This is a genomic window from Streptomyces sp. NPDC002088, assembly GCF_040296605.1.
In the GTDB taxonomy this organism is placed as follows: domain Bacteria; phylum Actinomycetota; class Actinomycetes; order Streptomycetales; family Streptomycetaceae; genus Streptomyces.
Window position 1 is genome coordinate 37,143 of sequence record NZ_JBEOXO010000028.1, and the last position, 13,558, is coordinate 50,700.

At 72.9% G+C, this 13,558-nt stretch carries 5 protein-coding genes; all 5 read left to right on the plus strand.

Annotation, left to right across the window (positions count from 1 at the left end; all coding sequences use genetic code 11):
- Position 1: 1 nt before the first annotated feature.
- The 5 genes from ABT114_RS40375 to ABT114_RS40395 all read left to right on the plus strand — a co-directional run bounded on the left by ABT114_RS40375 (position 2) and on the right by ABT114_RS40395 (position 13,553).
- Positions 2 to 1,837 carry a hypothetical protein gene (locus ABT114_RS40375; protein WP_351149295.1) on the plus strand — a complete coding sequence of 612 codons (1,836 nt, stop codon included), beginning with the start codon at positions 2 to 4 and terminating at the stop codon, positions 1,835 to 1,837.
- Positions 1,834 to 2,853 (plus strand): hypothetical protein, encoded by a 1,020-nt coding sequence (locus ABT114_RS40380; protein ID WP_351149298.1) that lies wholly within the window; start codon positions 1,834 to 1,836, stop codon positions 2,851 to 2,853. The genes ABT114_RS40375 and ABT114_RS40380 overlap by 4 nt, the downstream gene beginning before the upstream one ends.
- Positions 2,850 to 6,599 (plus strand): hypothetical protein, encoded by a 3,750-nt coding sequence (locus ABT114_RS40385; RefSeq protein ID WP_351149300.1) that lies wholly within the window; start codon positions 2,850 to 2,852, stop codon positions 6,597 to 6,599. Before ABT114_RS40380 ends, ABT114_RS40385 begins: the two co-directional genes overlap by 4 nt.
- Complete coding sequence (locus tag ABT114_RS40390) at positions 6,596 to 11,956, plus strand: glycoside hydrolase domain-containing protein (RefSeq protein WP_351149303.1); 5,361 nt, start codon at positions 6,596 to 6,598, stop codon at positions 11,954 to 11,956. The genes ABT114_RS40385 and ABT114_RS40390 overlap by 4 nt, the downstream gene beginning before the upstream one ends.
- Positions 11,957 to 12,404: 448 nt before the next feature.
- Positions 12,405 to 13,553 carry a pentapeptide repeat-containing protein gene (locus tag ABT114_RS40395; protein WP_351149306.1) on the plus strand — a complete coding sequence of 383 codons (1,149 nt, stop codon included), beginning with the start codon at positions 12,405 to 12,407 and terminating at the stop codon, positions 13,551 to 13,553.
- The last annotated feature ends 5 nt before the right edge of the window (positions 13,554 to 13,558 follow it).

Genomic DNA, 13,558 nt, shown 5'->3' on the forward strand with positions numbered 1-13,558 from the left:
CATGCCCACTCCAGGAACGTTCGTGCTGCACAGCAAGGCCGTACCGGACCTGCCCGCCGGTCCGTACACCGTACGACTGACACAGACGATCACCGCGCCCGGCGCCTCCGCGCACACGCTGGAGCGTCATCTGGAAGTCACGGCGCCGCGCTTCACGCTCCCGCCCGACCAGGTACTTTCCACGTTTCCGCCCAACCAGGCCGAGGGGGCGTTCGGCTCCCGCCTGCCCCAGATCGTCCTCAAGCGGCGGACCCTGCCCTGGGAGCGCAGCGGTGACGTCCCCGGCCTCCCCTGGCTCGCCCTGGTCGTTCTCGCGGACGCCGAGTGCGAGTTCCGCACGGCCCGGCCGGTCACCGAATGCGTCACCCCCGGGGTGGTGCTCTCCGGAACCTCCGACGCCACCACCGGCAACTGCGTCGTGGTCACCGAGACGGTGGTCCGGAAGGTGTTCCCGGCCAAGGACGAGCTGCCGCTGCTCGCCCATGTACGCCAAGTGGACCTCTCGGACACCGAGCTGGCCCTCGGCGACGACGACGGCTGGCTCGCCGTCGTCCTGTCCAACCGGCTGCCGCAGCCGGGCGTACGGTACCGGGCCTGCCTGATCTCCCTGGAAGGGCAGCACGCGGTCCTTCCCGACTCGGCCGAGATCGAACCGAACCCGGCCGACGCGTTCCGTACCCCCTTCGTCTACGAGAACGCCGCCCTGTCCGCGGGAGAGCTGTCCCACCGGTACGGCTCCCGCGTCGACAGCGCCCGGCCGGGGGCGGACGGCCCGGCCGCGGTCTCGTCCGCGCGTTCGATGACCGTCACGGACGCCTGGTCGACGAGGGCGGCCACCAACCGCGCGACACGGCTGACGGCGCCGCCGACGAAGACCGCGCACCTGGTCGGCGCCATGCACACGGTCGATATGTCGATCATTGATCCACCCGCCCGGCAGTTCACCTTCCCCGTGCTGGCCCACTGGCAGTTCACCTGCACCGGCGCGGGCGACTTCCAGTCCCTCATGCAGGGCTTGGATGTCGGCATGCTGGGCACGCTGCCCGCGCAGCCGCCCAGCACCGGCAAACCCCCGCCACCTTCCACCCGTCCGGCCCCGGAGGTACTCGACACCGGACACGTCGCGCTCGGCCATGTCAGCCGCGCGGGCGAGGCCGGCACGATCTGGTACCGCGGCCCGCTCGTCCCGCGTCCGGTCGCCCGCGAACAACCAGACGCCGACGGCGGACTCCCGCTGCTGCACGCCAGCGACCAGGCCCGCCGGATCGGGCCGGACGGCCGGGAGAACCTCTCGCTGGCGGTCGCGTTCGAAATCGGACGGCTGCTCGCGCTCGCCGAGCCGAGCGTGGTCGCGGCCCTGCTGAACTGGCGCAAGGAAGGCTTCGAGCGGTTCCGCCGGGCCGTGCTGATCGACCGGGAACCCCTGCTGGGTTCGCTGGGCAAGGTCACCCCCAGGTTTGGCGCCCGAGCCGGACTGCAGGTCATCACAGGGCTCGGCGACCAGCAGGCCGCCCGGCTCGGCCCGGTCCGCCTTCCGGTCGACCCGGGACGGCCCGTCGAGGAGATCGACGACGCCGATCTCGTGGAACTGCTCGCCACCGGATTCGGACTGTCGCGGGACTTGGTCAAGACGCTCATCATGACCGGCCAGGCCGGCGACGGCGGGCTGACCGTGCCCGTCACCGATCAGCCGACCCGACTCGGGGCCCTCACCGAGGTGGCCGAGCGGGAGTTCGCCCCACTGCGCGACGCGGCCCTCGACACCGTCACTGAGCTGGCGCGGGACGCGCTGTCCGATCGCGCCATCACCGTCTGGCAGGAGGGCGCCGGATCATGAGAGCCGCGTACCTGAACACCCCGCTGCTGCTGGAAGCCACCGCGACCGCCGTCGGCGCCCACCGCGACGAGGCCGAGGCGACCCCGACCGGCGGCATCCTGCCGGACTCCGTACGCGGCTGGCTGGCCCGCCTCCGACTGCTGGAGGGAGTGCCCTTCGCCCACTTGGTGGCCGACAGCGCCCTGCTCCCTCCGGAGTCGATCCGCCTCTTCTACCTGGACCGGGAGTGGACCGACTCACTCGTGCAGGGCGGTCTGTCGGTGGGCACGGTGACCACCCTGGACCGCGAGGACGTCCAGGCCCTGCACGCCCCGATCCGCCGGGAGATCGACGCCGAGGAACGGAAGATCCGCGCCGTCGGCGGCGACCCGCCGGGAGCCGCCCCCGCCGAGACCATCACGGGATTCCTGCTCCGTTCACGAACCGTCTCCGGCTGGCCCGCCCTCCACGTACGCGGCTACCGGGAGGAAGTCGGCCCGGACGACGGCAGGACCGACGAGGACGACCCACGGCGCCTGCGGCTATTGCGCCTGGAACGGCTCGCCCCCGCGGTGCTGCTCTGCCTGTTCGACGGCATACCGGCCGTGGTGCACGTCGAGGAGCCCAGGCAGGGCATCCAGTTCGGCGTCGACCTGGTGCCCGGCGCCAGCGGCACGGCCGGGGCCACGATCCCGCTGCGCGACGTCACCACGGCCGAGCGGCTGGACCGGGTGGACCCGTCTCCGGCCGGCCTCCACCAGGTGTCCGTGCCGTTCCGCAAGGGAGCGCCCGGGGTGATCGGCGTGGCCGAGCTGGCCCGCCGGATCGCCGCGCAACCGGCGACCCACGTCGACGACTTCGAAGCGGCCGGCGTGCAGAGCGCCGAGTTCGCGATGGAGATGCTCCAATTCCCCTTCCGCCAGGTCTTCGGCGACCCCGAACTCGGCACCGCAGCCGGCGGCGGACCCGTCCCCTTCGCCACGCTCTTCCAGCCGACGATCGGCATCGGCACCATCCGCACCTGGACCCGCCCATGACCGACATCCCACTCGAGCGGATCGCCGAGGCCATGGTCACGCCCCGCTTCGCCGCGCTCGCCCGCGCCGGGCTCCGGCTCGACGCCGTGACCTCATGGGATCCCGCGCTGCCACGCGACGACCGGCTGCTGGTCCCGATCGACGTCCGGGCCCTGGCCGTCCCGGCCGGTTCGGGGGTGAGCGCCGTCCCCACCGCGGTCGTGGTGCCCGTGTCGCAGCCGGGCGATCCGGACGAGGCGGTGCTGCCGGTGCCCCCCGAGCCATTCGGGGACCCCGTCGAGCGAGCCCCGGGCGTGCACCTGCACTGGGCGATGCCTGACGGCCTCACCAAGGGCGACGCGGGCACCGCACGCGAGACATCCGCCCCGGCGGGCAATCCGACCGGCCTGCCACCGCTGCCCGACCGCTGGATCGTCGTACGACTGACGCACGGCACGGCCGACACCCGCTCATGGATCCTGGAGTCCGACCGCGGCCGAAGCACCGATCTGGCCGGATGGACCGACCCGGGACCGGCCGCGCCGGGCGACGGAGTGATCACGCAGGACCGGCTGACCGCGGTCGCGGGCGGGGACCCCGCCTGGGCCGCCACCTACGACGCCGTGATCAACCGGTTCGCCTTCCACGACGACCTCGACGGGGTACCCGCGGCGGCCTCGCTCTCCTACCTGGTGGCCGGCTGGTGGTCGGATCCGGCTCTCGACCCCCTCCACGACTGCACCTCCACCGGCGCGTACCACGAGCGCACGGCCTGGCTCGGCTGGCTCGCGCCCGAGCCGGCCGCGCTGGCCGAATCCGCAGCGGAGCGCACGGCCCAGCGGGACCGCCGCGCGACCGTGGGACTGCACTCGCCGCCCATCGCCAAGACCGGCCGGACCGCCGCCGACGGCACCGAGATCACCCTGGCGCCCGAGACACTCCTGGACGAGACGGCCGAACAGGTCACCGCCCGCGGCCCGGCCATGCCACGCCAGACCCTGCTGCACGGCTCGTTGCTCGGCCTGGCCTTGAGCACGGGGCCCGACCTCGCGCCCGATCCGCACGCCGTCCAGGTCGCCCTCGGCCCGTCGTCGTTCAGCGCGCTCGGCGCCCTGCTCGCGGACGGCGACGGGGAACAGCGCGTCTCCACCGAGCGCGCGCTCGCGGCCTTCGCCTCGGGCCTGCTGGAAACCATCGACACCCCGGGCGGGCTGGCCGCGGTCGACGAGGACCGGCACGCGGGCGGCTTCACCGCACTGTCCGGCGGGTCGCGCGCCCGGCCCGACCGGATCGCCGAAGGCGACATCATGGCGGGCGACCGGCCCGGACCCATGCCGTCGGTCAAGACCCCACCGGACGCGGGCGGGCCCACCGCGCGCGCCGAGCGATCGCTCAGGTCCAGGCTGGTTCCCCGCTCGTCGCACTCCGTCCTGGCCGACTCCCTGTCCCGCCGCTTCCCCGCCTCCCGCACCGCGGCCCCGCGCACCTACCGAGACGTCGCCGTGCCGGCCCCGCGCTCGTTCGTGCCGAACGACCCGGCGCTGGTGCTGCGCGGGGCGGCCCGCTCCCCGCGGCACGGCGGCGACGGGTCGTTCACCCACGAGGGACTGCTCGCCTGCCGGCTGCCCAGCCAGGTCGTCAGCGGCCTGTACGGCCTGCTCGGCGTCGGCAGGCTGCCGACGGGACTGCGGTCGGTGGGGTCGGGCGCGGTGCCGGCGGAGGTCGACGCGCTGCTCCGTGAAGTGGTGCTGACCGATCCCTACCGCTGGCGGGAGATCACCGAGTGGGCCACCACTACCGCCCAGGCCGACGAAGGCCCGGTGGGCGCGCGCGTCCGGGCCGAGCTGGCGCTGCGGCATGTGCGACCCACGTCCCGCGGACTGCGGCCCGAGGTGGACGACCACGTCGCCGACGTGCTGCGACGGGCCTCGCTCCAAGAGGGCGACGACGTCTCCCCGGTGGGGGTGACACGCTGGGCCCAGCCGTGGGTGCCCCTGTGGTGCGACTGGGAACTCGAACTACGGGTCGACGACCGCCTCGACCGGTGGCAGCTCGGCCCCATCGACCTCGAGAGCGCCCACCCCGACCCGGTCGCTCCCTCCTCGTCCCGAGTGCTCCGCGGCCGCACCTTGCTGGCCTCCGCCACGGCCAAGGCTCTGGCCGGCCGGATACGGCGGTGGCTGTCCGAGGAGGACGCGCGCGAGCAATCCGGCCACAACCAGGTGGGCGAGGAACACGAAGAGGCGCTCGCCGCGGCGGCGGCCGCCGCCGACGGGGCGGACCTGCTCACCGGCTCACTGTCCGGCATACGGGAGACCTTGCTGGGACTCGACCCGCACGACGCGGCCCGGGTCCGGATCGCGGCGGACGGCACTCCCCTCGGCAAGCCGCTCGCACGGGAGCTGCCGTTGCTCCTCGCCGGCGGCGCGGCCACGCTTGTCCGGCTGCGCGTCGTGGACGCGTTCGGCCGGTGGCTGGACATCCCCGCGGAACGGCTGGCCGCCGCCGAGATCGCCACCGCCAACCGGCACCCGGCCGGACCGCCCTCGCTCACCGTGCCGCCACGCCTCCAGCGGCCCGGCCGGCTCGCCTTCCGGTTCGTCGATCCCCAGGTCCCGGACGGCGACCCCGACGTGGAAGCCCGGGTCGACCAGCAACACCCCGACCAGGCGGTCAGCCCGGTGGCCGGCTGGCTGCTGCCCGACCACGTCGACGAGGCAATGGAGTTCTTCGATCCCTCGGGCGCCCCGCTCGGCCAGCTCCGCCACGACGAGCTGACCGGCGCCGTGGTCTGGGAGAGCGCCCCTGGACTGCCGGGACCCGCGGGCGGCCCACCCGATCCGGGAGCCGATCCCGGCGCCAGGCACGTCACCCGGCTGGCCGCCGGACTGGTCGAGGCGGACGCGCGGGCCCGCCGCGACCCGAGCGGCCAGGGGGCCGACAGCGCACTCTCGGCCCTCCTGCGGGCGATCGACACCACCCTGTGGACGGTCGACCCACTCGGATCGGTCGGCACCGGGGCGGTGGCGGGGCTCGTGGGCCGCCCGATCGCGGTGGTCCGCGCCACACTGCGCCTGGACGTACTGGACGACCTCGACGCGCTCGTTCACGGACCGGAACCGTCGCGGGAGGCCCGAGCCCGGGCGTACGCCGAGCTCGCCGCCCGAGCCGTCGCGGTCCGCCTCGGCGAGCTGACCCGCACCGACGACGGCCTGCTCGGGTACGTCCTCGACGACGACTACAGCCAGATCCGGCTGGTCGCGTCCGAAGTCAGGACCCAGGCCAGGGTGAGCGGACGGCTGCGCGGCCAACTGGCCGTCTTCGGCGCGGAATCCCGGCAGCCGCCCGCGGTCGTGCCCATCCGCCACCCGTACGTGGCCGGGCCCACCGATGTGGCGCTGCGCCCCGGGCACACGGCGCGGCTCACCCTGTTGCTGCATCCCGGCGGCAAGGTGCACGCCACCTGCGGCGTACTGCCACGCAAGGCGCTCGCGCTGGCCCGTGACTGGTTCCACCCCGCCCTCCTGCGGCTGTCGCCCTCGTTCCGGGTCGGCCCGGTGCTCGTCGACCCCACCGCCGTCCGGCTCCCGGCCATCACCGGGCTGGGCGACGGCCAGCAGTTCACCCGCCGGGACACCTCGCTGACCTGGCGCGATGACCCGATCGTGGCGGCAACCCAGACCGCCTACCTGCCCGACCTGCCCTCGACCGCACAGGAGGGCTGGATCCGCGTGCAGCAGCTCGACCCCCAGGAGGACACGCCATGACGGCCCCGGCCCGCGTTCCCTCCGGCGACCCCGTACGGGCCGCCCCGCCGGACCCCACAGCACCCCAGGCCGGGCAGTGGACCCAGGTCGGGCCGTCCGTGGTCGTCCGCGGCTCGGCCACCGGGCGGCCCCGGGTCACCGGGCGGTTCCGAGCCCTCGCGGTCAGCCCGGACGGCCTCCGGATCTACGCGGGCAGCGCCCTCGGCGGACTCTGGTACAGCGCGGACCAAGGTGACCACTGGATCGCTCTCGACCTGTACGCCTCGGTACGCGACGCCGACGGCCGTCCCCGATACGCGGACGCACTCACCGTGGGAGCCATCGCCGTGCAGTGGGACACCCCGGCCACCGACGTGGTCTATGTGGGGACCGGCGAACGGCCGCCGATCGGCCCGGGGGCGCAGACCGGGACCGTGCAAGGCGTCGGTGTCCGGGTCGCGACCGGGCCCGCCGCGGCGGTCGCGGCCACCGGAGCGGCCGCTGCCGACCCTTGGCGGCTGGAGACGATCGAGGACGCGGGCGTGGCCGTCCGGTCCCTGGCACTCGACCCCACGACACCCGGCGTCGTCTGGGCAGCCACCAGCCGCGGGCTCTACCGTCGGCGCGCGGGCGGCGGACGGTGGGAGGCGCGCGACACCGGGCTCGGCGATGGGGAGGTCTGCGACGTGGTGGCGTCCGGAGGCGCCCTCTACGCGGCCACACCGGACGGCCGACTCGCACGGACCACCGACGGAACCAACTGGCAGCAGATCGCGCTGCCCCAGGCCGCGAGCACCCCCATGACCCGGATCCGGCTGGCCGCGGGACCCCCGGCCGTCGTGTGGGTGCTCGGTGACGGGCCACGGCTGTGGCGGGTGGACGGCGCCGCCGCCGAGATCGTCACCGGTTTGCCGCCCCGCATGCTGGGAGGCGACGTCCTCGACGAAGACCCGTACGGTATGGCCCTGGCCGCGCACCCGGTGACCGCAGACCTCATCGTGGTCGGCGGCCAGGCGGAGGGTGGCCAGGCGGCCCTCTACAAGGGCGCCATCACCCGCGTCGGCGGTGGGCTCACCTTCGTCTCGCCCATTGAATGGATCGGCGACCGGATCCCGGTGGGCGTCCATGCACTCGCGTGGCTGTCCTCCGTGCCCCACCTGTGGGTGGCGGGCGACAGCGGGCTCTTCCGGTCCGTGACCGACGGGGCCGGAGGCAGCTTCACGGCGCGGAACACGGGCCTGGCCGCAGCCCGGGTCACGGCCCTCGGGCCGGCCGCCTCGGGGGACCTCCTGCTGGCCACCGCGCCGGGAACCGGCGTTCTGCGCCCGCTGGACCGCGAAACGTGGACGGTGGCACTGCCCGGCGCGCGGGGCGGTGTCGCGGCCGACCCGGACGGCGGCGCGCGAATGTACGCACAGGTCGGCAATGGCCGCTGGCAGCGGTCCACCGACGGCGGCCGCACCTGGAAGGAACTCCCCTATCTGACGCGAGCCGCCGCGGGCGCCACCGCCGCCCGGCAACGTGCTTGGCAGGACGCACACAGACAGGAGACCGACGCGGCCGCCGCGACCGGCCGGCTCGCGCTCTTCCTCGACGACGACAGTCCACGCGGCACCCAACTGGCTCTTGGCACCGACCGGATCTGGTACGCCGACGCGGCCGCCCTCCGCGCCGCGGAGAACACTGCGCTGTCCGGCTGGGTCACCCTTCCCACCGCGGCCGACCCCTTCGACCCGGCCCGGCAGGCGGCCCCGGACCGCCTCCTCGACCGGCTGGACGGCGCCGTCCTGGCCGCATATTGGGGGACGGCCGACCGGCTCTACGCGTTGACCAGGACCAGCGTCTACCTGTTCGACCGGGACCCCACGACCGGGACGTGGGCGCCCCAGGCCGACCACCTGTACGACCAGGCGGCCGTCCACCGCAACTGGAAGGGCAAGGTCCCCTCCGGGCAGATCCCCGACGGCCTGCCCCTTCAGACGCTCGCCGTACACGATGCCGGCACCGGGAAGGGCACCCTGTATGTGGGCACCGCCGGGCCGGGGAACGAGCGGCACCTGTGGTGGTTCGACGGAAGCGGCCGCTGGCTGCCCGCCGGATTCGAGCGTGACACGCCCGTTCACACGATCGCGGTGGACCCCGATCACCCCGAGACGGTGTACCTCGGCACCGACGCGGGAGTGTGGCGGGGCACTGGGGATTTCACCGGCAGCGACCCTGCCTGGCAGTGGGACCACTTCTCCACCGGCCTTCCCGAGGCTCCCTGCGTCGACCTCGCGCTGCGCAACGGGCTCCTGCGCGCGGCGCTCATCGGGCGCGGCGTGTGGGAGATCCCACTGGACGGCCGCGCACAGGGACCCCAGGTCTACCTCCGCGCCCACGCCCACGACGACAGGCTCACCGGGACACCGTCCGGCGGGCCCGCCGACCCGTTGACCGCGGCCGGCGGGCAGGCGCGGCTGGACGCCTCCCCCGACATCCGGATCTGGCGGACCCCCGCGGCACCACCGCCACAGCCGATGGCGACCGTCGCGAACCCGGTCGCGCTGCCGGTGGGTCCGGGATCGGCGACCCACGACATCTGGCTGCTGGAGTCCGCACTGGCCGCGGCCGGAGCCGAGCTGGATCCCGACGGAATCTGGGACCCGGCGATCGCTCCCGCACTGGCCGCCCGAGTGGCGGCCCTGGCGCCGGCACTTCCGGCGAACGCCACCGCGCAGCACGTTTGGGACCGGGTGGCCGCCGGCAACGCCATGCCGTACGACCTGGACCCTCCCGATCACGCCGACCTGGCCGCCTACCTGCGTGACGAGCCGGACCGCTGGCCCAAGGGGGCACCCGCGTCCTGCGCGACGGGAGACGGCCTCGCCCGCGTGCAGGTCGTCGTGCACAGCAGGCACTGGAACCCGATCGCGGCCGCACGGGTCTCGGTCGCGCTGCTCAGGACCAGGTGGCCGGCCAGCCGCGATCTCACCGGTGCCGCCCCGCTGCCCGCCGGATGGGCCGCCGCCCTGCTCGCCGACCGCGCCCTGGCGCCGGCCGCCCGCGGCGCCTGGCTGGCCGGCTCATCGTGGGAGTACGCCGACCGGGCCAACCAGTTCAGGCAGGCTCCCGCCACGATCGAACCGTCCTGTCCTCAGGTCGCGGTCTTCGACGTGTCACTCGCCGGGCCGCACTGGGACCGGCCCGGCTGGCTGCTGCTGGCCGTCGTCCTGGCCGACGACGACCCGATCGCCACCCAGGAGACCGACGTCGCCCGGCTGGTACGCACCGACCACCGAGTCGCCGCGCGGTCGGTGCGCAAGGCCCGCGTGCCGGAGCGGCCGATGATCCGCTATCCGGGCATGGACATCAGCCGCTATCCCCGCCGACAGGTCATGGACACCGCCTGGACCGACTCCAACATCATGTGGACCGGCCTGTATCTGGATTCCCCGACGTTCGCGCAGGGCACCGAGCAAGTGGTGGCACCCAACGTGCCCCAGGGCGAGGTACTCGGACAGATCAGCAACGGGCACAACCGAGCCGGCAACGCCCCGGCTCCGGGTGCACCGGACGCGTGGATGTCCGCCTGGGCGCAGATCACCCCCCACTTCGGGGTGCTGGTCATCTACTGGGGCCAGCAGGACCCGGCGAACGGCCACCACAACAACAACACCGGGCTGTGGGACGCGCAAGGCCCCTTCGACCTGCGCAACATCATGGGCGTCACCAATGCCGAGAACGCGGTGGCGCAGGCCCAGGCGGCGGGGGTGCCCGTCGGGAGCGTCATCTACCTCGACTACGAACGGTCCGCACCGGTCGTCGCCGATGGCATCACCTACACCCGCGCCTGGTTCCACCGGCTCGCCGAACTCGGATACCGGCCCGGCCTGTACGCACCGCGGACCGTATCCCCCACCCTGCGTCAGGAGTGCCCGGGGCTGCTGGTGTGGAACGTGCGCCTGCAACCCAACCCGCCGGGGAACCCGCCGCCACCGTTGCCGAACGCCTGGCAGGTCATCCGCAACCAGCTGGTCCTGGAGAGCGACCAGGCCGTCGGGCACCCGGCCGATCCCGATCCGCTGATCCGGCAGTGGGCCTTCGACACCCAGTTGCTCTTCCCACTGCTGAACAACCCGGTGGTCGGCTTCCCCGTGCAACCGTTCCGGCCGTTCCGGCCCGACCTCGATATCTCGGTCGTCGCGGATCCGTCCTTCCCGGAACGACGCAACCAGCCAGGCGAGATACGCGGCGGGCGGGTGGCCGTCACCCCGTCGAACCCGGCCATGGCCGCGATCCACGCGATCCGGCGCGGACGCCCTGTGCGGGTCACCTGGTCGGCCGGGCAGGCCGATGTACGCGATCCCGACCTGGTTCCGGCCGCCCTGCCGTACCAGTGGAACCCGTTCTCCCAGCCGGCCGCGGTGCGCACGGCGGCGGGCGCGGACCTGCTGATCGCCCTGGGCTTCGCGGCGGCCGAGGCCGAGCACGTGTGGCGCGTCCAGGTGCTGCGGCGCGCGCCCGGCGGCAGCACCTGGCAGCACCGTACGCTCGCGCAGGCCGGCTTCTCCATCGACCCGCTCCCCGGGGTGGCGTCGTCCACCCGATCCGACGCCTCTGTCGAGGTATTCGTGGTGGACGACACCACAGGTCGGCTGGCCGGCGCCCGCCGCGATCGCGACCGGCACACCTGGTCGGCGCTGACGCCCCTCACCACGCAGACCGGAGCATCGGCCACCACCGAGGTACGCCGGACCAATCGGCACACGGCGGTCAGCCGCGGAGCCGGCTTGCTCGACCTGTTCTGGGTAGGCGGGGACGGCCTGGTACGTACGACCGCATCACTACAACCCGGTCAGTGGGGCATTCCCCGGCAGATCGGCGCCCCCACGGTCCGCGCGCACCCGTTCACGAATCCGGCCGTGGTGAGCCGGGACGCGAACCACCTGGACGTACTGTTCATCGGGCGGGCCGACGGAACCCAGCCCTGGCTGCTGCAGCTCATCTCGTGGACGAGCAACGCGGACTGGTCCGCGGCCACCCAGGCTGTCGGCGGAGCCGCGACGGCGCTCGAACCCATGGGCGCCATCGCCGCCTGCAGCCGGACACCGACCGTGATCGACGCCTTCGCGGTCGCCGCCACCGGTGAGCTGTTGCGCACCTCGTTCGACCAGGGCACCGGCGTGTGGACCGCGCTGACCGCCATCGGCGGCCAGCCCGTGGTCGCCAACCTGCCATTACGCGTGGCCTCGGTCGACGGCGCCTGCTGCCAGGGCGCCAACGACATCGAAGTGATCGTCTCCGACCGCAGGGGCAACGTCTGGGCCACACACTGGAACACCGGGCTGGCCGCCTACACCCGTCTCGTCCCGATCGCCGGACTGGCCCTGGTCTGACCCTGCGCACCAGGCATCTCGCCGACGAACCACCCGCCCACGAGGGTTCGCATGCGCGCGGGACCGGTCAGTGCCTGTTTCCGATCCGGGGTGGCCCACCGCTCACGTTCAAGGTAAGCGTCTGGACGGCGTAGAGGGCTCCGACTCCCGTGGTGATGACGCTCGTTGAAAACGGTTCTGTCAGCGATCTCGTGAATGCCAAGGTGTTTTCGGCAGGATGATTCGGAGCCATCAGGGCGGCGTGATTGAGAGCCACTCCTCGACGCTCAAGCCTCCCGCCAGAGGTCGTGGCCGGCTTCTGGTCGCCACACACGTTGAGTTGAATGACCGTCAAAGCCGAGCGACTGTTCGTCGGGGGCCTCAGGGGCAACTGGGCGGACTGGTCGCTCTGGCGGAAATTCAATCGGACGCCATTACTTGATCTTGAGGCCGGTCCTAGGCTGATGGCATGGCGGCCAGGGGCGAGCGTTCAGGTCCAGATCCTCGAAGCGTGATGCGGTGGTCGCTGAGCCTGCATGTTGCTGTTGTGCTGTTGCTTTCCGCCTTCACAGTCGGCATCGTCGCAGCCGCGCTCTGGCTGCTTCTGGGTACGCCTCGGCTGCACGTAGCCGGACCACTCAAGCCCGGAGATATTTACGACGGCATCAAGATTGCATTGGCGATCGTTGCCGGAGCTGGCGGTGTGGTGGCTCTGGTCGTCGGCTACCGGCGCCAGCACCTCAATGAGGTGCGTGAGGAGCGTGAGCACGGCAGGTCCTTCACCGACCGGTTCGGGGCCGCAGCCGATCAGCTCGGGGCGGATCAACCAGCGGCCCGGATGGCGGGTGCGTATGCCATGGCCCGGCTCGCCGACGAGTGGCGCCAGGAGCGTCAGACCTGTATCGACGTGCTGTGCGGCTACCTGAGGATGCCCTATGCGCCCGATCCTCCGGCCGACGAGTCGGCCTTCGTCGCCTGGCAAGGCGAACGTGAGATACGCAAGACCGTCCTTCGGCTCATCGCCGCCCATCTGCGAGATGATTCCCCCGAATCCTGGCAGGGGTACGACCTCGACTTCACCGGAGCCGTCCTCGACGATGCGTCCTTCCGCGGCGCCCGCTTCACCGGCGCCGACATCATCTTCGTCAAGGCGCTCTTCGCTGGCCACGATCGAGAACAGGTAGTCTTCGACGAGGTCGAATTCGCCGACGGGAGTTGCGTCTACTTCCGCCTCGCCGAGTTCCGCAGCGGCTCCGTCCGCTTCGACCGGGCCGTCTTCAGTGGCGGCTGGGTCACCTTCGACAGTGCCCGTTTCACTGGCGCCCGTGTGAACTTCCGCGATGCCGCCTTCAGCGCCGGAGAGATCCGCTTCGAGGATGCGGAGTTCTCCGGCGGTCTCGTCGACTTCGCCGGCTCCAGCTTCACCGGCACCATCGTGGGCTTCGGTGAGCACCGCCTGCAGAGCCTCCACGTTACAGTCCCGCCCGCCCGCTTCACCGGCGGCACCGTTGATCTTTCCCGTACCGCGACGTTCACTCACCCCCCGCGCTTCGGCCTGCCAACAGCGCCCGAGGGGCTCCTGCTACCCCCCGGCACCAACATCTCCGAACTGCCCTGACAGCA